Genomic DNA, 21,758 nt, shown 5'->3' on the forward strand with positions numbered 1-21,758 from the left:
CCCGCGAAGCGCGGGGGCCGGGGCTCCGTCGTACTCGTCCCTCGATCTCAGCCCTCGGCGCGGGCCACGCCGATCGGGCAGGAGACGCCCGTGCCGCCGATGCCGCAGTAGCCGCCGGGGTTCTTGTCCAGGTACTGCTGGTGGTACGCCTCGGCGTTCCAGAAGGGGCGCTCCGACGCCGGGAGGACGGCCGTGGTGATCGTGCCGTAGCCGGAGGCCGTCAGGACGCGCTGGTAGGCCTCGCGGGAGGCTTCGGCGGTGGCCTGGGCGGCGGGGGAGTGGGTGTAGACCGCCGAGCGGTACTGGGTGCCGACGTCGTTGCCCTGGCGGAAGCCCTGGGTGGGGTCGTGGGACTCCCAGAACAGCTTCAGCAGGGCTTCGTAGGAGACCAGGGAGGGGTCGAAGACGACCCGGACCACCTCGGTGTGGCCGGTACCGCCCGAGCAGACCTCTTCGTAGGTCGGGTTCTCGGTGAAGCCGCCCTGGTAGCCGGCCAGGGTGGTCCACACCCCCGGGGTCTGCCAGAACTTGCGCTCGGCGCCCCAGAAACAGCCGAGGCCGAAGTCCGCGACCTCGAGGTGGGCGGGGTACGGGCCCGCGAGGGGGTTGCCGAGCACGGTGTGCACGGCGGGCAGTCCGAAGAGCGGCTCCGCGCGGCCGGTCAGGGCTTCCTCGCGGGTCGGGAGCTCGGGCGTGCGGCGGTACGAGAACATGGATTCCCTCCTAGTGGTCTACCGATAACGGCGGACGGCGGGCCGGGATTCCCTCTTCTCCTTCTCGTACCGCCCCCCGGTCGCCCTCAGTGCGGCAGTGTTGCCGGGGAGCCGCCGTTGGCTTCGTAGCCGGCCACCGCCAGGGCGCGGTAGATCGCGTACGAGGCCGCCGGGTCCGGGTCGGCGGACCAGGGGAGGGCGCCCACGTAGCCGTCGACGTGGCGGATCTGGTCCATCGCCTCCGCCCAGCGTTCGCCGCCGACCAGGAAGAAGCTGAGCAGGTGGCGTACGTGCGCCAGCATCGGGTCGTCGGGACGCGCGCTGTGGACCGCGTACAGGGCGCCCTCCACCGCGCGGGTCACGGACGCGCTCTGGTGGAAGCTGCGGATCAGGACGACGTCGGGGATGTGCTCGTAGAGGGCGAAGAGCGGGAGCGCCGCCAGGAGCGAGCCCTGCGGGGCGCGGGCCGCCGCGTGGTGGGTGAAGGCGTCGGCCTTCTCCCGGGAGCCGTGCCACTTCTCGCACCAGTAGTTCAGCGCCGCCAGGTGCGCGCCCATGTGCTGGGGCGCCCGGTCGATGATCTTCGCCCACAGGGTGTCGTACTCGGGTTCGGAGTAGTGCAGCATGCGGGCCACGGACAGCTCGATGACGTACGGGATCGGGTCGCCCGGGGCCAGCAGCGCGGCCTTGTGGCAGGACTCCCGGGCCTCCTCCGCGATGATCCGGACGTCAGCCTCGCTCATGCCCTCCGGGCGCCGCCACATCTGCTGCGCCAGCAGCTCGGCGTGCACCTGCGCACCGCCCGCGTCCTTCGGGGCCTCCAGCCGCCAGGCCTTCAGCCACCGCGCCCCGGCCCCGGGCTCCTGGGAGAGCTCCAGCGCCGCAGAGCCGGCGAAGGCCTGGACGCGCTGCCAGCGCACCTCGCCCTCCCGGGAGGTACCGGCCAGCAGCTGGGAGGCGGCCTGCCACTGCCCGGTCTGCCGTACGTGGTCGAGGGCGTCCATCAGGTCCCGGTCGGGGCCGGGGATCCGGATGTCGAGCTCCTCCTGGAGGGCGAATCCGTAGTCCGCCGGGTCGGCGGCGTCAGGGCTCCCGGGTGCGACGAGGCGTAGTCCGCCGCGCCTGCGCCGCAGGATCGGTGAGAGGGCGGCGAAGAGCAGACCCATCGCGAGCAGGAACCACAGAATCTCCATGACCCCAGCGAACCAGACCGACCCGGGCGAAGGCCAATAGGAGGCAAAGAGAGCAGGGGAGGGGAGTCCCGGCAGGTGCCCCGCAAGGCCCGGGGCGGGGCCGCGGAGGGGCCGTACGGGGCATAGCATCGGGCCATGAGCGACGACAGCCACGAGCACCAGAGCTTCGAGACCCGCGCCATCCACGCGGGCAATACGGCGGACCCGCTGACCGGCGCGGTCGTGCCCCCGATCTACCAGGTGTCCACGTACAAGCAGGACGGCGTCGGCGGACTGCGCGGCGGCTACGAGTACAGCCGCAGCGGCAACCCGACCCGTACCGCGCTGGAGGAGAACCTCGCGGCGCTGGAGGGCGGCCGGCGCGGCCTCGCCTTCGCGTCCGGGCTCGCCGCCGAGGACTGCCTGCTGCGTACGCTGCTCTCCCCGGGCGACCACGTGGTCATCCCGAACGACGCGTACGGCGGCACCTTCCGCCTCTTCGCCAAGGTCGTCTCCCGCTGGGGCGTCGAGTGGTCGGTCGCCGACACCTCCGACCCGGCGTCGGTGCGTGCGGCGATCACCCCGAAGACCAAGGTCATCTGGGTCGAGACCCCCTCCAACCCGCTGCTCGGCATCACGGACATCGCCGTCGTCGCCGACATCGCGCGGACGGCCGGCGCGAAGCTGGTCGTGGACAACACCTTCGCGTCCCCCTACCTGCAGCAGCCCCTCGCGCTCGGCGCGGACGTGGTCGTGCACTCGCTGACCAAGTACATGGGCGGTCACTCCGACGTCGTCGGCGGCGCGCTCGTCGCCGCGGACGCGGCGCTGGGCGAGGAACTGGCCTACCACCAGAACGCCATGGGCGCGGTGGCCGGCCCCTTCGACTCGTGGCTGGTGCTGCGCGGCATCAAGACGCTGGCCGTCCGCATGGACCGGCACGCGGAGAACGCGGGCAAGATCGCCGAGATGCTGGTCCGCCACCCCAAGGTCCACACGGTCCTCTACCCGGGCCTGCCCGAGCACCCGGGCCACGAGATCGCCGCCAAGCAGATGCGTAACTTCGGCGGCATGATCTCCTTCCGCGTCACCGGCGGCGAGGAGGAGGCGGTCGCGATCTGCGACCGGACCAAGATCTTCACCCTGGGCGAGTCCCTCGGCGGCGTCGAGTCCCTCATCGAGCACCCGGGCCGCATGACCCACGCCTCGGTGGCCGGCTCGGCCCTGGAGGTCCCGGGCGACCTGGTCCGCCTGTCGGTGGGCATCGAGAACGCCGACGACCTGCTGGCCGACCTCACGCAGGCGCTGGGCTAGTCAGCGCGTAGGCCTGCGTGCTCGCAGGCCTGCACGCCCGTAGGCCCGTACAGGTCTCCCCGCCCGAGCACGTCCTACCAGGGCGGGGAGACCTCGCTCGAAGGCGTCGACCAGGCGCCGGTCAGCGAGGCCCACACCACGAAGGCCACCACCGCCGCCCACAGCAGGCCCCAGCCGATCCGCTGCATGGCCCTGCGGCGCCGCAGCAGCCGGTCGCCGTGCGCTGCCGCGCCCGCCGCGAGATCGGGCGGCACCGTCGGGTACGGGCCCTCCAGCAGCCGCTTGACCCGGGCTTCCCGGGCATCGGGGGGACTCATGCCGCCTCCTTGCGGCGGGCGTCCGGCCGGGGACCGGGGGCGACGCCGGGGCGGGAGCCCAACTCGGCGACGGCCCGGTTGCACAGGGTCCGTACCCGCTCGGGCGTCAGCCCCAGCTGCGCGGCCGTGACTTCCTCCGCGACCCCTTCGTAGAGCCGCAGCACCACGACGAGCCGCTCCAGCGGGGCCAGCCGCCCCAGTACCCCGCTGCCCCCGTGGTGGCGGCGGCCGGTACGGGCGAAGGCAGCGCACAGCTCCTGGCGGGTGTGGTCGTACGGGTCGTCCCCGCGCAGCCTGCGCCAGTTCGCGTACGTACGGGCCAGCGCGCCGCCGAGCAGCCCGCGCGCGGCGGGGGCTTCGGCGGTGGCGGTGGCCTCGGCGTCGGAGAGGGTCGGGGCGTCGGACGCGGTCGTCGCGGGCTCCGCCGTCAGCAGGATCGCGACGCGCAGGAGCCGCCCCGCCGCACCCGCGACGAAGGCTTCGAACTCGGCGTAGGGGCCCGGCCCGTGGTCCACAGTCCACATAGTGCGGCCGGAGGGACCGCCTCGGAAGGGGTCGGGCGCCAGTCGGATCTCAGCCGGGCGTCAGCCGGAGGTCAGCCGGGCGTCAGCCGGAGGTCAGCCGGGCGTCAGGAGGCGGGGCCGGCCTCGGAACCGGGCTCGGAGCCGGCCGACATCAGCTCGGACAGCGAGACGTTGAAACGGGTCAGCAGACCGGTGAACGCCTCGCGCTCCTCCTGGTCCCAGCCGTCCGTCACCCGGGCCATCAGCTCGCGCCGCGAGGAGCGGACCTCTTCCAGTCGCGCCAGCCCGCGCGGGGACAGCGCGAGCACCACGGCCCGGCCGTCCTCGGGGTGCGAGGTCCGCTTGACCAGGCCGCTGTCGACGAGCGGGGCGACCTGGCGGGTGACGGTGGAGGAGTCGATGCCCATGCCGCCGGCGAGCGCCTTGACGCCCATCGGGCCTTCGAGGTCGAGCCGGTTCAGCAGCAGGTACGCGGCCCGGTCCATGGAGTTGCGGGCCTGACCGACCCCGCCCAGGCGGGTCTGCTCGGCGCGCCGGGCGAAGACCGCCACCTGGTGCTGGAGCGCGTCGAGGAGACCGGCTTCGGCGGGCGCGCCGGCCGGCGCGGGCAGGTCGGAACTGGCCGGGGTGGAGGGCATGGCCGTGGGCTCTCTTCGCATGGGGCCGACAAGGATGGGGGACAGAGTACGCGGCCGTGCGACGGCTCGTACTCCTCGTACAAGAACTGATACGGCAGCGGTGAAACGGCGACTGCGAGCCGTCCCGCATGGCGAGATATCGCCGCTCCGGAGCGGGTCCCGTCCGGGTCCCGCACCGACCCTGCTCACCCGTCCCGCCCAGCGCAGCGGAACGCGCGGCGGACCGGCTGCGAGACTGGCCGTATGAACTACCGCGTGCCGCAGCCCGTCCCGCAGGTCATCCTCGACGACATCCGGGGGGCCCAGAAGATGCTCTCCGGCGTCTCCCGGGTGACCGCGATGGAGGGCAGCCGGTACCTCTCCTCGCTCACCGGCTCCCCGGTCCACTTCAAGTGCGAGAACCTCCAGCGCACCGGCTCCTTCAAGCTGCGCGGCGCCTACGTGCGCATCGCGGGCCTGCGCCCCGAGCAGCGGGCGGCCGGGGTCGTCGCCGCCAGCGCGGGCAACCACGCCCAGGGCGTGGCGCTGGCCTCCTCCCTCCTCGGGGTCCGCTCGACCGTGTTCATGCCGGTCGGGGCGCCCCTGCCGAAGGTGGCCGCGACCCAGGACTACGGCGCCGAGGTGCGGATGCACGGGCAGGTCGTGGACGAGACGCTGGCCGCGGCGCAGGAGTACGCGGACCGGACGGGCGCGGTGTTCATCCACCCCTTCGACCACCGCGACATCATCGCGGGCCAGGGCACGGTCGGCCTGGAGATCCTGGAGCAGTGCCCCGAGGTGCGCACGATCCTGGTCGGCATCGGCGGCGGCGGGCTCGCCGCCGGGGTGGCGGTCGCGGTGAAGGCGCTGCGCCCCGACGTCCGGGTGATCGGAGTCCAGGCGGCGGGCGCGGCCGCGTATCCGCCCTCGCTGAAGGTCGGGCACCCGGTGTCGATCGACAACCCGAACACGATGGCGGACGGCATCAAGGTGGGCCGGCCCGGCGACATCCCCTTCAAAATCATTGGCGAGCTGCTCGACGACGTCCGTACGGTGTCCGAAGACGCGCTCTCCAGCGCGCTGTTGCTCTGCCTCGAGCGGGCGAAGCTGGTGGTCGAGCCGGCCGGGTGCAGCCCGGTGGCCGCGCTGCTGAGCGAGCCCGAACTGTACGGCGACGGCCCGGTGGTGGCCGTGCTGTCCGGCGGCAACATCGATCCGCTGCTCCTGCAGCGGATCCTGCGCCACGGCATGGCGGCGGCCGGCCGCTACCTGTCGCTGCGGCTGCGGGTGACCGACCGGCCGGGGGCGCTGGCCGGTCTGCTGGGGGAGTTGTCATTGGTGGATGCGAACGTGTTGGACGTGAGCCACGTGCGGACGGATCCGCGCCTGGGGCTCACGGAGGTGGAGGTGGAGCTGCACCTGGAGACGAAGGGGCCGAAGCACTGTGCGGAAGTCGCGCGGGCGCTGCACGGCGCGGGGTACAAGGTCATGGGCTAGCAAGGCGAAGAGCCGGCAAGGTCGTGGCCGGGCGCGGTCACGGGGTCATGGAACGACTCTGACGCGATACTCCCGTCCCGGTGGCGAGACGCGATATGACGCGATACGGTGTCGCCCGTTCGGCCGAGCGAGGTCGGCTCGGCGCCCATAGGATTCGCGTAGGAATGTCACGATTCAACCGGTTCGATTCGCACTGGGAGTACCCATATGCCAGGCGCCATCTACGCCGAAGGTCTGGTCAAGACCTTCGGTGACGTACGGGCTCTGGACGGCGTTGACCTCGATGTACCCGAAGGCACGGTCCTCGGTCTGCTCGGCCCCAACGGAGCGGGCAAGACCACGACCGTACGCGTCCTGACCACCCTCCTCCAGCCCGACAGCGGCAAGGCGGTCGTGGCCGGGATCGACGTCCTCAAGCACCCCAACGAAGTCCGGCGCTCGATCGGCCTCTCCGGCCAGTTCGCCGCCGTCGACGAATACCTCACCGGCCGCGAGAACCTCCAAATGGTCGGCCGGCTCTACCAGATGGGCGCCAAGGCGGCGAAGGCCCGGGCCGATGAACTGCTGGAGCGCTTCAACCTCGGCGACGCCGCAGACCGTACGGCCAAGACGTACTCCGGCGGCATGCGCAGGCGCCTCGACCTCGCCGCGGCCCTCGTCGTCAGCCCGCCCGTGATGTTCATGGACGAGCCCACCACCGGTCTCGACCCCCGCAACCGCCAGGCGCTGTGGGCCATCATCCAGGAGCTCGTCGCCGGCGGCACCACCCTGCTGCTCACCACGCAGTACCTGGAGGAGGCCGACCACCTCGCGCACGACATCTGCGTGGTCGACCACGGCAGGGTCATCGCACGCGGCACCTCCGACCAGCTCAAGGCCCAGACGGGCGGCGAGCGCGTCGAGGTCGTCGTGCACGAGCGCGAGCACATGGCAACCGCCCGCGAGGTGCTCGCCGGCTTCGGCAAGGGCGAGACCACCGTCGAGGAACACACCCGCAAGCTGACCGTGCCGGTCTCCGGCGGCGCCAAGCTGCTCGCCGAGGTCATCCGCGAACTCGACGGTCGCGGCATCGAGATAGACGACATCGGCCTGCGCCGTCCCACCCTGGACGACGTGTTCATCTCCCTGACCGGCCACGCGGCGGAGCTCACCGCCGAGGAGAACGGAGAGGCTTCCGCCGACGAGAAGGCCGCGAAGGCCGCGAAGTCGACGGGCAGCCGCAAGGACCGTAAGGAGGTGGCGAAGTGACCCTCACCTCCACGACCCCGGAGCTGGCGGCGCCCCGCCCGCGCGGCGGCATCGTCCAGGGGATCAACGACTCCCTGGTCATGGCCAAGCGCAACCTGATCCGCATGTCCCGCATCCCCGAGATGGTCATCTTCGGGCTGATCCAGCCGATCATGTTCGTCGTGCTGTTCAGCTACGTCTTCGGCGGCTCGATGATGATCGGCGGCTCGACCAGCGCCAGCGACTACCGGAACTTCCTGATGGCCGGCATCTTCGCGCAGACCGTCACCTTCGCCACCGCCGGAGCCGGCGCGGGCATCGCCGACGACATGCACAAGGGCCTGATCGACCGCTTCCGGTCGCTGCCGATGGCCCGCGGCGCGGTCCTCACCGGCCGCACCCTGGCCGACCTCGTGCAGACCGCCCTGACCATGGTCGTCCTGGCGATCGTGGCGCTGCTCGTGGGCTGGCGCATCCACGAGGGCGTGCCGAAGGCCCTGGCGGGCTTCCTCCTGCTGCTGCTCCTGGGGTACGCCTTCTCCTGGATCGGCGCCCTGATCGGCCTGTCGGTGCGGACCCCGGAGGCGGCCACCTCGGGCGGGCTGATCTGGCTGTTCCCGGTCACGTTCATCTCCAACGCCTTCGTGCCCACCGAGAACATGGCGGGCTGGCTCCAGCCCATCGCGGAGTGGAACCCGTTCAGTGCGACCGTCCAGGCCTGCCGCGAACTCTTCGGAAACCCGGGTGTGTCGCCGTCGGACGCCTGGCCGATGACGCACCCGGTGTGGGCCTCGCTGATCTGGTCCGTCGTGATCATCGTGGTGTTCCGCACCCTGGCCGTACGCAAGTACCGCTCGGCGACGGTGTAGCCACGACGGCGCAGGTACGAGCGATCCGGCCCCCTCACACACGACGCCCCGCCGAGCTGCTGCTCGGCGGGGCGTCGCGGTGAAAGCGTCGAAAAGATCGAAAAGAACAGGGGGGTGATCAGCCGGTGAAGGGCTTGACGTCGAGGATCTTGACCGACGCCTGCTTGCCGTTCGGCAGCTCGTACTGGGCGTCCTCGCCGATCTTCTTGCCCAGCACGCCGGAGCCCAGCGGGGACTGCGGGGAGTAGGTCTCGAAGTCCGAGGACGCGTACTCGCGCGAGGCCAGCAGGAACTCCATGGTGTCGTCCTCGTCGCCGTCGAAGGCGATCTTGACCAGGGTGCCGGGGGCCACCTCGCCGTCGGAGGCGGGGGCCGTGCCGACCTTGGCCTTCTCCAGCAGCTGCGTGAGCTGGCGGATGCGCAGCTCCTGCTTGCCCTGCTCTTCCTTGGCCGCGTGGTAACCGCCGTTCTCGCGGAGGTCACCCTCCTCGCGGGCCGCCGCGATCTTGATCGTGATCTCCGACCGTGCGGGACCAGAGAGGTACTCCAGCTCGGCCTTCAGCTGGTCGTACGCCGCCTGGGTCAGCCAGGTGACGCTCTCGCTCGTCTGGGTCACGGGTGCTCCTCGTCGGTACAGGGACTACAAAGCCGCCAGCGGCGGACGAAACCACGAGCCTAACAATTCGGGAAGAAAAGGGGGAGGACGCCAAGTGTGTGAACTACGTCGGATCACACCTCGGGCACACCTCGGGCACGCCTCGGGCCGCGCCTCAGATCAGGCGTCGGCTCTCCACCAGGTCACGCGTCGGGTCAGCTCGCGGAACCCGCCACGCGACAGCCGATCAGTTCGATCATCGTGGCGCGCCCGGTGGTCTTCAGCGTGACCATCTGGTCCACGCGCTTGTGCGGCTCCGCGAAGGTGAAATCGGCGCGGCCGACCTCGCCGTGCCCCTCGTCCTGCGAGCTCAGCGTGCACACGCCGGTGTCCGAGGCACCCTTGCGCACCTCCAGGTGCACCTGGACCGCACTGTCGGAGACGACTTTGAACTTGATGACCTCGGCACTGACGCTCTGCCCGGCCACGTAGTCCCAGCCGATCCAGCCGACCACACCCAGCAGCGCGGCCCCGAGGACGGAGCCGATGACCTTGAGCTTGCGGTCCGTACGCTCGTCCGCCGACCGGCCGTAGCGACCCTGGGGCAGCTCTTCGCGCACCGCGCTCATCGATCGTTCCCTTCGAGGTGGTGAACATCGGGATCCCGGGGTGACCCCCCGGAATTTTTCCACCTCCCGATTCGGTCACTATAGGAGCGCCCGCCCTGACGACTCAAAGAGGATCCTGTCTTGACCGAGCAGCTTCGACTGATGGCCGTCCACGCCCACCCCGACGACGAGTCGAGCAAGGGCGCGGCCACCATGGCCAAGTACGTGTCCGAGGGGGTGTCCGTGCTGGTCGTGACCTGCACCGGCGGCGAGCGCGGCTCCGTCCTGAACCCCAAGCTCCAGGGGGACAAGTACATCGAGGAGCACATCCACGAGGTGCGCGCCAAGGAGATGGACGAGGCGCGCGAGATCCTCGGCGTGGACCAGGAGTGGCTGGGATACGTCGACTCCGGGCTGCCCGAGGGCGACCCGCTGCCTCCGCTGCCCGAGGGCTGCTTCGCGCTGGCGGACGTCGACGAGGCGGCCGGCCGCCTGGTGAAGAAGATCCGCGCCTTCCGGCCGCAGGCCGTCACCACGTACGACGAGAACGGGGGCTACCCGCACCCCGACCACATCATGACCCACAAGATCACGATGGTGGCCTTCGATCACGCGGCCGACACCGAGAAGTACCCCGAGGCCGAGTTCGGCCCGGCGTACCAGCCGCAGAAGCTCTACTACAACCAGGGCTTCAACAAGCCGCGCACCATCGCCCTGCACGAGGCGCTGCTCGCCCGCGGCCTGGAATCCCCGTACGGGGAGTGGCTGGAGCGGTGGAAGGAGTTCGAGCGCAAGGAGCGGACCCTGACCACCCACGTGCCCTGCGCCGACTTCTTCGAGATCCGTGACAAGGCGCTCATCGCCCACGCCACGCAGATCGACCCCGACGGCGGCTGGTTCCGCGTCCCGATGGAGATCCAGAAGGAGGTCTGGCCGACGGAGGAGTACGAGCTCGCGAAGTCCCTCGTGGACACTTCCCTCCCCGAGTCCGACCTCTTCGCGGGCATCCGGGAGAATGCGTAGCTATGAGCGCTACGCACGAAGCAATCGCCCAGCTCCTCCCGCTGGCCGGCGACACCTTCGACAAGAACAAGGTGACCCCGGGCCTCCTCGGATTCCTCGTGTTCGCGGCCCTCGCCCTCGGGGTGTGGGGCCTGATGAAGTCGATGAGCCGCCACATGGGCCGCGTCGACTTCAAGGAAGCCCCCGAGCCCGCCCCGACGGAGGGCACCCGCGCCCCGTAGGGGACGTTCAGGTGCGGTGACCGCGCCGACCGGCCGTGGAAGACGGCCGGGCGGCGGGTTTCCGCGTGCTCCCCGCGCGTCCTACACCGACGGCAGCGGCACCGGGACGCCCATGATCTCCCGCGAGTGCAGGTTCGGTACGAGCGACAGCCGCCACGCCTGCCAGCCCTCCGCCGGGTCCACCCCGCGCGCCAGGATCACCGTGTAGGACTCCAGGCAGTCCTCCAGCCGCCCGTCCCGCATCGGGTGCGGGGCCGCCGCCAGCCGTGCCAGCTCGGTCCGCGCCTCGTCCGGGGCCGCCGGGAGCGCGTACGGCAGGAGCGTGCAGCGCAGGAAGCGCGCCCAGTCCTCCCCGCGCCGGTCCCCGTAGGAGATGAACAGCCGCACCGCCTCCTCGCACAGGTCCAGCGCCTGCGCGGTCCGGCCGTTGCCCGCGTCCACCACCGCCAGCTCCAGACAGGTCCAGGCCTCCCCGTGGGCCAGCCCGATCCGCCGGAAGTCCGCCCGCGCGTCCACCAGCAGCTGACGGGCGAACCCGGAGTTCTTCAGGTTCCCCGTCTGCGCCGCCCGCTGGTCGCGCGTGACCCGGCCCGAGTGGTGGCGGGCGTGCGCCAGCCCGTACACGTCGCGCATCCGGGAGAACATCGTGCGGGCCCGCTCCAGCTCCCGCACCGCCCGGTCCCGCTCCCCGGCCTCCTCCAGCGCCTGCCCGAGGTAGTACAGCGTCCACGCCTCGCCGCGCGCGTCCTCCGCCTCCCGGTGCCGGGCCAGCGCGTCCCGCAACCGCTCCAGCGCCGGCCCGGGATCCCCGTCGACCACCCGGGCCCGGCCCAGCTGGGTCAGCGCCCACGCCTGGCCCCGGTCGTCGCGCGTGCGCCCGTACAGCTCCAGCGCCAGGCGCAGCTCCGCCTCCGCACGCGGCACCTCGCCCAGGCGCAGGTACACCTGGCCGAGCTGCAGGTGCGCCCAGGCCTCGCCGTGCACGCTCTCGCTCTCCCGGTGCAGCACCAGCGACTCGCGCAGCAGCCGCAGCGCCTCCGCGAGGTGCGCACGGTCGCGCTCCACCGCACCGAGCGCGTGCAGGCCCCAGGCGCGGTCGCCCGCCAGCTCGTCCGGAGCCTGGAGCACCAGCGCCTCGCGGATGCGGGCCGAGGCCTCGGGCAGGTTGCCCTGGTGGTGCAGGGTGATCCCGAGTGAGACCAGCGCCATGCCCGCGCCCGCCTCCTGCCGGGCCTCCATGTACTGGTCGACCAGCGAGGTCAGGGTGGTGCGGGCCTTGTCGAGCTCGCCGAGCTGGCGGGCCGCGATGCCCGTGCGCCACTGCACCGAGCGGACCAGCAGACCCTGGTCGACGGCCTGCGTGAGCTCGTTGATCTCACCGAGCCGGTACAGGTCTCCGCGCAGCAGGCAGAAGTCGCAGAGCGCGCCCAGGAGGTCCAGTACGGCCTGCTGGTCCACGCCCTCCGAGTGGCGCAGCGCCGCCGTGATGAAGCTCGACTCGTCGTCCAGCCAGCGCAGGGCCGCGTCCAGGGAGGCGAAGCCGTGTCCGCCGACCGTGCTCGCCTTGGACAGGGCGTTCGCCCGCGTGGACATCTTCCCGTCGACCATCCGGATCACCGAGTCCGCGAGCTGCGCGTACGTACGGATCAGCCGCTCGTGCGCCGCCGAGGCGTCCGCCCGGTCCTCGTCCTGTGCGAGGCGCGCCGCCGCGTACGCACGCACCGCGTCGTGCATCCGGAACCGGTCCCCGCGTACGTGGTCCAGCAGCCCCGCCCGCGCCAGCTCGCGCAGCAGCCGCCCGGCCTCCACCTGGTCCGCGTCGATCAGTGCCGCCGCGGCCGCCGCCCCGAGCGAGGCCCGGCCGGCCAGCGTCAGCCGGCGCAGCAGCCTGCGCCGCTCCTCGGGGAGGGCCGCGTAGGCCAGGTCGAGGGCGGCGTCCAGCGAACCGCCGCTCTCCGGGGCCTCCCCGACGTCCCCGAGCGGGGCCAGCACGCGCAGCGCCAGCGGCAGCCCGGCGCCGAGCGCGAGCAGCGACCGTACGGTCCCCTCCGGGTACGCGGCTGCGGACGCGGCCGCGCCGTCGGGCGGCTCCGTCCCCGACGCGCCGGCGCCCGCCGCACGGACCAGCTCCGCGCCGGCCTCCTCCGCCAGCCGGGTCACCGGCAGCTGGTACACCCAGGCCGCCAGCTCGGCGGGCAGCTCCAGCGGCTCCCGGGCCGTGACCAGGACCAGGCTCTCGGAGCGCTCGGGCACGAGCATCCGTACCTGCGCGGCGTCCACGGCATCGTCCAGGACCACCGCCACCGGCGTGCCCTGCACGTGCTGGTGGTACAACTCACCCAGCCTGCGCACCTGTTGCTCAGCCGATGAGCCTTCGCGGAACAGCAGTTGCTCGCGCGGCGCGCCGAGCCGGTTCATCAGGTGCAGCAGCGCCTCACGGGTCGGCAGCGGAATCACCGAGGGTGCGGAGACACCCCCGCCGCGCAGGTCCACCACGCAGGCACCCCTGAACTGGTCCCGCAGCGCCTGCGCGGCGTGCAGCGCGAGCGTGGTGCGGCCCACCCCGGGCTCCCCGTGCAGCACCACGACCACCGGACGGGTCTCGGTGCTCGCCCGAGCGCTGTGCACCCATTGCGCGATCCGGGCCAGCTCGGCCCGCCGTCCGACGAACGCGCCCTCCAAAGCCGGGAGTTGACCGAAGGACTGCTCCAGCATGGCCCGCCGGCGGGCCTCGGCACTGCGGTTGGCGCCGCGCAGCTGGAGGGCGGAGCCGGCGTTGCCGCCCGTCCCGTTCACCTTGGGCGGGGTGTGCAGCGCCACGGCCACCTTGCGCTGCTGTTCCAGGAAGGGCCGTATCCCGCGCACCTCCAGCGCCGACAGCCACTGCAGCTTGAGCTGCTCCGCGCCGCCCGGCCGGCCCAGCTCTCCGGCGCGCCGGTTCGCCGCGGGCAGGTGCAGGGCCGTCACCTTGGCCACGGTCGCCGTCGCCCCGGCCACGCCCACGATGGCACCGGTGGTCAGGGCGGTGCCGACCGCCACGCTGAAGGCCAGATCGGCCACGATCGCGGCCGCGGCCGCAACACCCGTGACCAGTAAGGCGGTCGAGGTGTTCGCGCGCCGGAAGGCCTCGCCGAGCGACTCGTCCCCGGCGGCCGCCTCGTCCAGGGCGCGGGTGTAGGCCTCGTACTCGGTGGCCGCACTCGCCGCGAGCGCGTCCAGAGCCTGCTTCCCGCGTGCCAGCAGCGCCGCCTTGGCCTCGGCAGTCCCCGCCGCCCCGCCCGCTCCCCGCCGGGACTCCTCCTCCACGGCCCGCCCCAGCAGCCGCTCGGCCTCACCGCGATGACTGTCCCGCATCGGCATCCCCCTCAGAGAGCTCCGGCATGGAGCCCCAAGTGTCCGCCGTGACGGTCGCGAGCGCGAGAGAATCTGAGCTAGTTCAGAGGGAGTTGACCTCAGAAGGGAAGGGCGTGCCGTCCTGGCGAGCCGGTCACACCCATCCCTCGCGGGTGGCGAGCACGCCGGCCTCGAAGCGGCTGTGCGCATTCAGACGGGTCATGAGATCGGCGGCGAGCCGGCGGACCGTGCGCACCGAGATGGCGAGGTGGCGTGCGGCGACCTCGTCGGTGGAGCCCGCGGCGAGCAGCCGCAGCAGTTCGCGCTCCTGGGGGCCGAGGCCGCGGTGGTCCTTCGGCAGCGGCACGCCCCAGGGGGTGCCGTTCCTCCACACCTCCTCGAAGAGCATCACGAGGGCCATGACGGCTCCCGGGCTGTGCAGGACCAGGGCGCCCTTGAGGGGGTTGCCCGGCTCCAGGGGGACGACGGCGACCTTCCGGTCCACGATGATCATGCGCATGGGCAGCACGGGAACGGTACGGGTCTCACTGCCGAGCGCGGAGAGCCAACGGACGTAGCCGGTGGTCGCCGCGTCGTTGCGCAGGCTGTCCTGGTAGATCGAGCGGACGGAGACGCCGCGCTCCAGGGCCAATTGGTCGGGCCCCTTGGCGGCGGTCATGTCCTCGGGGCGCTGGGCGCCGCCGATGACGAAGGACAGGCACTCTTCCTTGGTGCTCTCCGCCAGTTCCTCCAGGCGGTCGCGGACCGCGTCGATTCCGTCGAGGCATTCGGCAACCTCGGGCAGGAATTCCCGGCGCGAACCGCCGTACTCGGCGGCCAGTGCGGCTATGGATTCCTTGGCCTCTGCCAGCTGCTTTTGGTGTCGTGTCAGGGAGGCGCTCTGGCGCGCGTGCAGCGCGCTGAGGCTTACCCCCGGATCGACCGGACGAAGGCCCTCCGCCCCTGGTCCGCCGGGGCGCAGTAGATGGAGGTGGGCCAGCTGGTCCAAGGCGGTTCGCACCGCGTTCTCGGTGAGTCCCGAGCGGGCGCACAGTTCCTCGATCCCCAACTGGGGGGAGTCCAAGAGTGAGCGGTAAACTACTTCAGCGGCGGGTTCCAGGCCGAGTGCTTCGAGCAAGGCTTCACCTCTTTCGTGCTGGTGCGGCGACGACAGGGGTCGGGGTACGCGAAGTTCTGCGATTCCGAGTGGTCGTAGCCGGCCAGCGAGAGGCGAGTGGGCGGTATTGGGGTATGCGGACGCCTGCGGCTGGTCTGTCCGCAGATGTCCCCCGTAATTGCCCGCACGCCATACACGCTGCTCTGCACTCCCCCGAGGTCAGTTGGACGTCGACGTTCCCCTGTCGGCGTCGGAGGGATCATAGCTCGTTTCAGTAAGAGGCACACGATTCAATTGGCGCGATCTCGACGGGCCGCTTCTTGGCGATATGGGTCCGCGAAGCCTGTGAAGTGCGGCATGCACTCTCCATGCCCTTTGGCGTCAAAAGGTTATGTCCGGAAAGCGTGCCTGCTGCGAGCCGGATGTGGAGTGGCATCTCGCGGCCAGGCACGAGACTGCCACAGGGGAGAACGGCGTGGTCAGCGCCCTCGCGAGGGGTGTTCGGGTTTGCACCATGGTGACAGCGCGGATCATGCCAGCCCGAAGTGCTTACGGGGCGGGGTGGAGGCGGGTCAAGCTCTAGTCATCGCCAGCCGGTCGGGCCGCTCAACGGCCGCCAGCTGAAGCGGAATTGACCACCCCGCCTCTTGAGGAGTATCACTATGCCCGGAAAGCCGTCTTTCAAGAAGTTCGCCCTGGTTACCCTGCTCGCTCTGACCGGAACCTTCGTCGCCGCCGGCCCCAGCGCCGCCAACACGGAGCCCGCCGCGGCCGTCGTAGTGACTGCTGCGTCCGCCACGACCGGCCCGTCCGACACGTTCACCTGGGGCCCGTGATCCGAGGAGCCGTTCCGTGCTCGCTGTACTCATCCGTATGATCCCGGCCCCCGATGCCGAGCAGGCGCGATCCGTAGTGGTGGAGGAAGTCGTCTGGGCGGCGGCCGAACCGCAGGACGGCCTGGAGCACCTCACAGTGGTCGGCGATGCCGAGGGCCGGATCGGCCTGATGGCGTTCGTGTCCGCGGTCGACAAGGGGCGGGCAACCACCCAGGCCCGAGGGCTCATTGACCGCGCCGTGAGACGCGCAGGCGCTTTACGGGGCTGGAGCGTCATCGAATGTTCCGCCGTCGATCTGTCCCGGGAGCCGGGCTCCGGCAATGAACTGATAGTCCCTCAGGGAAACCGCATCTTCGACATGTAGCCGCAGCCGAGCTGGTTGAGCCGGGTGAGCGCGTGGCCGAAGACCGATTCCCCTGTCCGCCACACCGCCACACCAGTAGCTCCTCGCTCGGGTTGCTGCAACGCCGTCGCCAAGGTCGTCTCCGACCGAGGCGACTGCTTGCGTTGTGCGCTCCGGGCCGTACCCGTGGCTCGCAGCCGGTACGCCCGGAGCCGGGCCGTGGATGCGATCCCGGATCACCGCACCGCTGCCATCGGGCACACCGGCGTTGCGGCGCCGACCCGCCGGGCGCGGAACCGCTCGAGGATCTCCGCCGCGGGGACCTTGGAGCCGGGCGTGCGGAGACTCGATTCGCGATCGCCGCCGAACCTCGAGCAGACCGCGATGTGTGCGTCGTACGCCGTCGACATCGCATCGAGCAGCTGCCTGTAGGACTTGTCGACGGCCGGGGCGGGCGTCGCGAGCAGCGGCTTGACCCGGTTGAGCAGCTTGAGCAGGATCCGGTGATCACGCACCTGGAGACCGCTGAACTTGGGATTGATGTGCGGCGGCATCATCGCGGGACGTACCGAATCCGAGTAGTGCGTGCTCGTGAAGTCGCCGGCGTACCGCATCGACGTGCCGGACCCGATCATCAGCACCGTGGCGTCCTCGATCAGCCGGCAGGCGCCGTCGACGTCGTCCGGATCGTCCTTGAGGTACTCGTGAAGGCAGCCCACCGACACGATCAGGGCCTGGATGAGTGCGAAGAACACCTGGTGGCCGAGCCGCCAGCGGGTCAGGGGATCGCTCTTCGTGTCGTCGAGCTCCGTGCCCGTGCCCCGCGTGTGGACTTGGGCCGCGTACTCGAACGGGGTTCCTGCGACTCCCAGTCGCCACAGCCCGTGGAAGGTGGTCCAGAACGACTCGCGCAGTTGGGCCCGTTCGCCGCTGCTGAGGCTTATCCCGGCTGCGATGGCATCGCCGAGCTGGCTGCGGAGGGCTTCGAGCATCGTGTAGGTGAAGATCTCCACCGGGTTCCCGGTGACCCTGAACGCGCCGAAGAACAGGTCGTGTTCCTCGTAGAGGTCCTCCGGCACGGACTTTCGCTCCGCATCGGTGTACCGGGTGGAAGCCACGGGTGCAGTCAGGCAGGCCAGGGCCGCATCGACGGCGGCCCACGCGCGCCGGTCGGAGTCGTGCGGGGGTATGTCGATGACGGTCCGCAGGGCGTCCGCCGTGCGCTGGTTCATCTGGCCCCTGACGGCGCTCCGTGAGGTGGGAAGCTGTTCCGCCTTCAGCAGGTGGAGGGGCGGGACATTCGCATGATGAGCCTGGGTTTCAACCTCAATCACTTCACAAAATCCTTCGCGTTGTACGTGGTGTGCGCGATCCGGGACGACAGGAGGAGCGGGCCGGCTATGGCGCGGCGGACTCGCCGGGAACGAGGGAGACCGGCAGGCTGCTGTATCCGCGGAGGAACGTCGAGTGGAGCGGCTTGGGGTCGCCCGCGAGCTCGATCCGGTCCACCGTGCTGCAGAGGGTCTTCAGGACGGCGGTGATTTCGGCTCGCGCGAGGTAGGACCCGAAGCAGAAATGGGATCCGGCGCCGAAGGAGAGGTGCTTGTTGGGAGTCCTTGACAGGTCGAAAGTCTGCGGATCCGGGAAGACGTCCTCGTCGCGGTTCGCGGAGCTGTTCCAGAGGATGACGTGGTCGCCCTCCCGGATCGTCCGGCCGCCGATGGTGACCTCGGACTTCGCCGTACGACCGGTGTGCATGGCCGGCGTCGTCCAGCGCAGGATCTCCTCGATCGCACTGGAGATCGGGACGCGGCCCTCCTTCAGCGCCCGCCATTGATCGGGGTACTGGGAGAAGGCGTGCACGGCGCCGATCATGGCCAGGCGACTGGTGTGATCTCCCGCGAGGATGAACCCGTAGCAATTGACGACCACTTCGTCGTCGGTCATCGGCACACCGTTGATCTCGCTGGTGGCCATCGCGCTGATCAGGTCGTCCTGGGGATCCTCGCGGCGGGCCTCGATGATCTCCTGGCAGTAGATGAGGAGTTCGTTGCGGGACAGCCAGATGTCCTCGGTGGTCAGCCCGTCCTCGTCCGTGCTGAGCGCCTTCTGGCTCAGGTCGAGCAGGTACTGGTGATCCTCCGACGGGAAGCCGAGGAGATCGCAGATCATTCCCATGGGGATCGCTTCCGCGACCTCCCTGGCGAAGTCGAAGGTCCCCGTGGCGATGGCGCGGCCGATGAGATGGTCGACCCTCTGCTGCAGCTTGTCCGTCACGGCCTTGCGGGTCCGGGGGCTGAACGCCTTCAGCAGGATGGTCCGCATGGCATTGTGGCGCGGCGCATCGGTGAGCGCGAGGATCTTGCCGGCCGCCGGATCCCCTCCGGGCTTGTGCAGCGAGGACATCATGTTTCCGGGCTTCGAGCTGAAGTGCTCGGAATCCTGCAGCACGGCCATGACGTCCGCGTAGCGGGACACCACCCAGAAAGCGGTTCCGCGCTCCGTTGCCGGGTGCAGATATACGGGCTGCTCGGTCCGGGCGCTCCGCCAGAATTCTTCCATTCCGGGGTGCAGGAAGGTGCTCGGGTCCGTGAGGTCCACGCTGGTGAGGTCCTCGGTAAGTGTTCCTCTATGTGACATGTGAAATCTCCTGGCCCTCGGAATGAGGGACTAGTGCATGGATATTCGCGGGCCGGAAAGGTCGGCGATGAGCAACGCCAATCGGTCCAGTGCTGCTTCGATCCCGTCCGGCGACACCGCGCTCACGGAAAGGCGCAACGTGTCCTCTCCGCCGGGGCCGTCGTAGAAATGGCTCATCGGTGTCCACAGCACGCCGTACTTGGCGGCCCCGTATTCCAGAGCGGCGTTGTCGGCAATGAAGGGAACGGTCACCACCACGAAGAATCCACCGCTGGGTGCATTCCACGAGACCTGGTGGTTTCCGCCGGGCGGGAACCGCCGGCTCAGGCCATCCAGCAGCAGTCGCAGATTCCGGCGGTAGAACTGGATTTCCCTGGTGTTGGCCTCGACCAGACTGCAGTCGTGCTCCAGCAGCTTCCCTCCCGCTATGGCCTGGGCCACGGGTGGGGTGTTGACGGTGAGCATGCTCTTTATCTTGGACAGTTCGTCCGCGAAGAGCGTGGAGTCCCCCTCAGCACCGGCGACGCGCTGATCCGCGACGACGAATCCGATCCTGGCTCCGGGGAAGCAGGTCTTGGAGAGCGAGCCGAGATAGACGACCCGGCGCGCGGTGTCGAGGGCCTTGAGCGTGGGCAGGCGCTGACCGTCTTCGGCCTGGAACAGGCTGTACGGATTGTCTTCGAGGATCAGCAGGTCGTGCTCGGCCGCGATGGCGAGCAGTTTCCGGCGGGCCGCCAGGTCGAGGCTCGCGCCGGAGGGGTTGGCGAAGTCCGGGACGAGGTAGAAGGCCCGTGGCCGCTTGCCGGCGGCGCGGACCGCCTCGATCTGGTCGACCAGGTGGTCGAGGTCGATGCCGCGCTCGTCGTCCCGTACCGGCCATACGGGCATGTCCACCAGTCGCGCGGCACCCGTCAGTCCGACGTAGCCCGGCGAAACCGTCAGTACGACGTCCCGCTCGTCCCGGCGCAGTGCCCGGAGCACCAGGAACATGGCCTCCTGGCAGCCGACCGTGACGACGATCGACTCGGGGTCGACGTCGATGCCCTCGTCGCGGACGAGGTGCCGGGCGAGCAGGTCGTGGATGATGCCCTTGGTCCGGCCGTACTGGAAGAGGGTGCGGCGGACCGTCTCTGCGTCCGCCCCCTTCTCGGCCGCCAGGTAGTCGCTGAAGATCTGCAGGTACCGGGGCAGGTCCTCGACGTCGTAGAAGTCCTCGCGGGGCCGGCCGGCGGCGAGCGAGATTGCCTCGGGGAATCGGCCGGACACCTCGTTCAAGAAGTTCATGGAGGCCAGCGCCGGGTCCTGGAGCGCTGCGTGCAGCCGATCCGTACCGAGGTCGGCGGCCAGGAGTTCCACTCCGGTGTCGTTCATGCAATCTCGCTTGCCTAGGGGGACCGGTGGTCCCGCGACTACTTCGAGGTGGGCTACTTCGAGGACGCGCCGGCAGGCTCTTCTGCGGCTTCCGTCGTGTCGGCTTTCGTGTCGGCCGTGGTGTCGGCGATCCCTTCCGTCGCCGCGCGAATGGCGCGGTTGCTGAGCGCGGGGAAGCTGGCCACGGCCACCAGGACCATCAGGGCGCCGCCCCAGATGAAGGGCGTCCGCAGGGAGACCGCACTCGCGAGGTAGCCGCCGAGCAGACCGCCGACGGGTGCGCCCACGAGCGAGATCAGCCGGCTGGCGGAGAGCACGCGGCCACGGATGTTCGCCGGGGCGAGACGCTGGCGCAGCGAGCCGACGATGACGATCTGGACGCTCATCGAGAAGCCGATGACGGCCATCATCGCGCCGGCCACCCAGGGGCTTCCGGTCAGGCCCTGGACGATGATCGCCAGTCCTTCGAGCGACATGCCGAGGACTCGCATGGTGCCGACCTGGAGCTTCTTGGAGATCGCGGAGGCCGCGAAGCTGCCGATGAAGGCACCGACGGCGGTCGAGCTCAGCAGCAGGCCGTAGCCGATCTCTCCGAGACCGAGCTCGTTCTTGGCCAGCAGGACCAGCAGCGACATCTGGGCGGTGAAGACGAGGTTGCCGATGGCGGCCGTGCCGGCCAGCGTGCGCAGGACCGGGTGCTTCAGCAGCCAGGTCAGACCCTCCGAGACCTCGGCGCGCAGGTTCCTTCGGGCCGGCTCCTCGGTGGGCGCGTTCCCGAAGTCACCCTTCAGGGAACCGACGCAGATCGCGCTGACCAGGAAGGAGATCGCGTTCCCCACGAACGGCAGCGAATGCGACACCGTGAAGAGCACACCGCCGAGCGTGGGGCCCACGAGCTGTTCGCCATTGATCTGAGCTGCGGAGATCCGGCTGTTGCCCCGGATGAGCTCCTTCTCCCCGGAGGTGACCACCGGCATGACGGCCTGTGCGGCGATGTCGAAGAAGATGTCTCCGCAGCCCAGCGCGAATCCCGCCACGATCAGCATGTAGATGTTGATGTTGCCGGTCAGTACGGCGACCGCGAGCAGGGCCAGGATGGCGAGCCGGACGAGGTCCGCACGCAGCATCACCTTCTTGCGGTTCCACCGGTCCACCAGGGCTCCGGCCGGCAGACCGAACAGGAACCAGGGCAGCATCGCGACTGCGCCGGACGCACCGATGAGCATGGGGTCATCGGTCAGCTGGACGGCCAGCAGGGGCAGCGCGGCCATTTGGACACCGTCGCCCAGGGACGAGGAGATCGTCGCCACCCACACCTTGTTGAAGCTGCTGCTCATGCGCGGCTGGGCTTCCTTCTCTTTACTGCTGAACATCACGTTTCTCCTGAGATATGCGTTCATGGATGGCTGTACCGAGACAGG

At 70.3% G+C, this 21,758-nt stretch carries 21 protein-coding genes; 8 read left to right on the plus strand and 13 right to left on the minus strand.

The features are described from left to right. Positions 1–47 precede the first annotated feature (47 nt). Together msrA and ACFVX6_RS26995 are read right to left on the minus strand one after the other, a co-directional pair. Positions 48–713, minus strand: a complete 666-nt coding sequence (gene msrA, locus ACFVX6_RS26990) for a peptide-methionine (S)-S-oxide reductase MsrA (RefSeq protein ID WP_389695660.1) — start codon at positions 711–713, stop codon at positions 48–50. 86 nt (positions 714–799) lie between these two features. Beyond that, entirely contained in the window at positions 800–1,906 is a 1,107-nt protein-coding gene (locus ACFVX6_RS26995) for a hypothetical protein (RefSeq protein ID WP_389695662.1), read from the minus strand. A 135-nt stretch (positions 1,907–2,041) separates the two neighbouring features. On the opposite strand from ACFVX6_RS26995, the gene ACFVX6_RS27000 reads away from it, so the two are divergent. Continuing rightward, complete coding sequence (locus ACFVX6_RS27000; protein ID WP_389695664.1) at positions 2,042–3,199, plus strand: cystathionine gamma-synthase; 1,158 nt, start codon at positions 2,042–2,044, stop codon at positions 3,197–3,199. 74 nt (positions 3,200–3,273) lie between these two features. Here ACFVX6_RS27000 and ACFVX6_RS27005 read toward each other — a convergent pair whose 3' ends face one another. The 3 genes from ACFVX6_RS27005 to ACFVX6_RS27015 form a co-directional block, all read right to left on the minus strand. After that, positions 3,274–3,516 (minus strand): hypothetical protein, encoded by a 243-nt coding sequence (locus ACFVX6_RS27005; RefSeq protein WP_389695666.1) that lies wholly within the window; start codon positions 3,514–3,516, stop codon positions 3,274–3,276. Further along, positions 3,513–4,031, minus strand: a complete 519-nt coding sequence (locus ACFVX6_RS27010; RefSeq protein WP_389695668.1) for a sigma factor-like helix-turn-helix DNA-binding protein — start codon at positions 4,029–4,031, stop codon at positions 3,513–3,515. The genes ACFVX6_RS27005 and ACFVX6_RS27010 overlap by 4 nt, the downstream gene beginning before the upstream one ends. 113 nt (positions 4,032–4,144) lie before the next feature. Continuing rightward, positions 4,145–4,678: a MarR family winged helix-turn-helix transcriptional regulator gene (locus ACFVX6_RS27015; RefSeq protein ID WP_250751631.1), complete on the minus strand. Its 534-nt coding sequence runs from the start codon at positions 4,676–4,678 to the stop codon at positions 4,145–4,147. Positions 4,679–4,921: 243 nt separating this feature from the next. On the opposite strand from ACFVX6_RS27015, the gene ilvA reads away from it, so the two are divergent. The 3 genes from ilvA to ACFVX6_RS27030 all read left to right on the plus strand — a co-directional run bounded on the left by ilvA (position 4,922) and on the right by ACFVX6_RS27030 (position 8,250). Beyond that, the gene (ilvA, locus tag ACFVX6_RS27020; protein WP_389695670.1) at positions 4,922–6,154 is read left to right on the plus strand and encodes a threonine ammonia-lyase; all 1,233 of its coding nucleotides are present in this window, start codon (positions 4,922–4,924) and stop codon (positions 6,152–6,154) included. A gap of 207 nt (positions 6,155–6,361) precedes the next feature. After that, complete coding sequence (locus ACFVX6_RS27025; protein WP_389695672.1) at positions 6,362–7,402, plus strand: ATP-binding cassette domain-containing protein; 1,041 nt, start codon at positions 6,362–6,364, stop codon at positions 7,400–7,402. Beyond that, positions 7,399–8,250, plus strand: a complete 852-nt coding sequence (locus tag ACFVX6_RS27030; RefSeq protein WP_389695674.1) for an ABC transporter permease — start codon at positions 7,399–7,401, stop codon at positions 8,248–8,250. Before ACFVX6_RS27025 ends, ACFVX6_RS27030 begins: the two co-directional genes overlap by 4 nt. A gap of 118 nt (positions 8,251–8,368) precedes the next feature. Here ACFVX6_RS27030 and greA read toward each other — a convergent pair whose 3' ends face one another. Together greA and ACFVX6_RS27040 are read right to left on the minus strand one after the other, a co-directional pair. After that, positions 8,369–8,866: a transcription elongation factor GreA gene (greA, locus tag ACFVX6_RS27035; protein WP_389695676.1), complete on the minus strand. Its 498-nt coding sequence runs from the start codon at positions 8,864–8,866 to the stop codon at positions 8,369–8,371. 194 nt (positions 8,867–9,060) lie between these two features. Further along, positions 9,061–9,474: a DUF4307 domain-containing protein gene (locus ACFVX6_RS27040; RefSeq protein WP_389695678.1), complete on the minus strand. Its 414-nt coding sequence runs from the start codon at positions 9,472–9,474 to the stop codon at positions 9,061–9,063. 120 nt (positions 9,475–9,594) lie between these two features. Between ACFVX6_RS27040 and mca the strand changes: the two genes are divergently transcribed. Continuing rightward, positions 9,595–10,476, plus strand: coding sequence for a mycothiol conjugate amidase Mca (gene mca / locus ACFVX6_RS27045; RefSeq protein ID WP_250751581.1), 882 nt, complete (start codon positions 9,595–9,597; stop codon positions 10,474–10,476). A 2-nt stretch (positions 10,477–10,478) separates the two neighbouring features. Continuing rightward, on the plus strand, positions 10,479–10,697 hold the full coding sequence (locus ACFVX6_RS27050) for a hypothetical protein (RefSeq protein WP_389695680.1): 219 nt from the start codon (positions 10,479–10,481) through the stop codon (positions 10,695–10,697). Positions 10,698–10,778: 81 nt separating this feature from the next. Here the strand turns inward: ACFVX6_RS27050 and ACFVX6_RS27055 are convergent, their stop codons facing one another. Together ACFVX6_RS27055 and ACFVX6_RS27060 are read right to left on the minus strand one after the other, a co-directional pair. Then, a complete protein-coding gene (locus tag ACFVX6_RS27055) occupies positions 10,779–14,051 on the minus strand; it encodes a tetratricopeptide repeat protein (protein WP_389695682.1) in 3,273 nt (1,090 codons plus the stop codon). A 133-nt stretch (positions 14,052–14,184) separates the two neighbouring features. Continuing rightward, positions 14,185–15,114, minus strand: coding sequence for a LuxR C-terminal-related transcriptional regulator (locus ACFVX6_RS27060; protein WP_389695684.1), 930 nt, complete (start codon positions 15,112–15,114; stop codon positions 14,185–14,187). Between the two features lie 695 nt (positions 15,115–15,809). Here ACFVX6_RS27060 and ACFVX6_RS27065 point away from each other — a divergent pair. Beyond that, positions 15,810–15,983, plus strand: a complete 174-nt coding sequence (locus ACFVX6_RS27065; protein ID WP_389695686.1) for a hypothetical protein — start codon at positions 15,810–15,812, stop codon at positions 15,981–15,983. Positions 15,984–15,999: 16 nt separating this feature from the next. Then, positions 16,000–16,347, plus strand: a complete 348-nt coding sequence (locus ACFVX6_RS27070) for a hypothetical protein (protein WP_389695688.1) — start codon at positions 16,000–16,002, stop codon at positions 16,345–16,347. Positions 16,348–16,562: 215 nt separating this feature from the next. Here the strand turns inward: ACFVX6_RS27070 and ACFVX6_RS27075 are convergent, their stop codons facing one another. From ACFVX6_RS27075 to ACFVX6_RS27090, 4 genes are all read right to left on the minus strand, one after another. Continuing rightward, positions 16,563–17,558 (minus strand): hypothetical protein, encoded by a 996-nt coding sequence (locus tag ACFVX6_RS27075; RefSeq protein WP_389695690.1) that lies wholly within the window; start codon positions 17,556–17,558, stop codon positions 16,563–16,565. 166 nt (positions 17,559–17,724) lie between these two features. Then, positions 17,725–18,966: a cytochrome P450 gene (locus ACFVX6_RS27080; RefSeq protein WP_389695692.1), complete on the minus strand. Its 1,242-nt coding sequence runs from the start codon at positions 18,964–18,966 to the stop codon at positions 17,725–17,727. A gap of 30 nt (positions 18,967–18,996) precedes the next feature. Beyond that, positions 18,997–20,337 (minus strand): PLP-dependent aminotransferase family protein, encoded by a 1,341-nt coding sequence (locus ACFVX6_RS27085; RefSeq protein WP_389695694.1) that lies wholly within the window; start codon positions 20,335–20,337, stop codon positions 18,997–18,999. 53 nt (positions 20,338–20,390) lie between these two features. Continuing rightward, the gene (locus tag ACFVX6_RS27090; RefSeq protein ID WP_389695696.1) at positions 20,391–21,710 is read right to left on the minus strand and encodes an MFS transporter; all 1,320 of its coding nucleotides are present in this window, start codon (positions 21,708–21,710) and stop codon (positions 20,391–20,393) included. Positions 21,711–21,758: the final 48 nt, after the last annotated feature.

Source organism: Streptomyces sp. NPDC058289, from assembly GCF_042880975.1.
In the GTDB taxonomy this organism is placed as follows: Bacteria; Actinomycetota; Actinomycetes; order Streptomycetales; family Streptomycetaceae; genus Streptomyces; species Streptomyces stoeckheimensis.

Coding starts and splice junctions, on each gene's coding strand:
- msrA (WP_389695660.1), bottom strand. CDS start 713: ATGTTCTCGTACCGCCGCACGCCCGAGCTCCCGACCCGCGAGGAAGCC.
- ACFVX6_RS27090 (WP_389695696.1), bottom strand. CDS start 21,710: ATGTTCAGCAGTAAAGAGAAGGAAGCCCAGCCGCGCATGAGCAGCAGC.
- ACFVX6_RS27085 (WP_389695694.1), bottom strand. CDS start 20,337: ATGAACGACACCGGAGTGGAACTCCTGGCCGCCGACCTCGGTACGGAT.
- ACFVX6_RS27025 (WP_389695672.1), top strand. CDS start 6,362: ATGCCAGGCGCCATCTACGCCGAAGGTCTGGTCAAGACCTTCGGTGAC.
- ACFVX6_RS26995 (WP_389695662.1), bottom strand. CDS start 1,906: ATGGAGATTCTGTGGTTCCTGCTCGCGATGGGTCTGCTCTTCGCCGCC.
- ACFVX6_RS27000 (WP_389695664.1), top strand. CDS start 2,042: ATGAGCGACGACAGCCACGAGCACCAGAGCTTCGAGACCCGCGCCATC.
- ACFVX6_RS27040 (WP_389695678.1), bottom strand. CDS start 9,474: ATGAGCGCGGTGCGCGAAGAGCTGCCCCAGGGTCGCTACGGCCGGTCG.
- ACFVX6_RS27055 (WP_389695682.1), bottom strand. CDS start 14,051: ATGCGGGACAGTCATCGCGGTGAGGCCGAGCGGCTGCTGGGGCGGGCC.
- ACFVX6_RS27050 (WP_389695680.1), top strand. CDS start 10,479: ATGAGCGCTACGCACGAAGCAATCGCCCAGCTCCTCCCGCTGGCCGGC.
- ACFVX6_RS27005 (WP_389695666.1), bottom strand. CDS start 3,516: ATGAGTCCCCCCGATGCCCGGGAAGCCCGGGTCAAGCGGCTGCTGGAG.
- ACFVX6_RS27065 (WP_389695686.1), top strand. CDS start 15,810: ATGCCCGGAAAGCCGTCTTTCAAGAAGTTCGCCCTGGTTACCCTGCTC.
- ACFVX6_RS27075 (WP_389695690.1), bottom strand. CDS start 17,558: ATGAACCAGCGCACGGCGGACGCCCTGCGGACCGTCATCGACATACCC.
- ACFVX6_RS27080 (WP_389695692.1), bottom strand. CDS start 18,966: ATGTCACATAGAGGAACACTTACCGAGGACCTCACCAGCGTGGACCTC.
- ACFVX6_RS27015 (WP_250751631.1), bottom strand. CDS start 4,678: ATGCCCTCCACCCCGGCCAGTTCCGACCTGCCCGCGCCGGCCGGCGCG.
- ilvA (WP_389695670.1), top strand. CDS start 4,922: ATGAACTACCGCGTGCCGCAGCCCGTCCCGCAGGTCATCCTCGACGAC.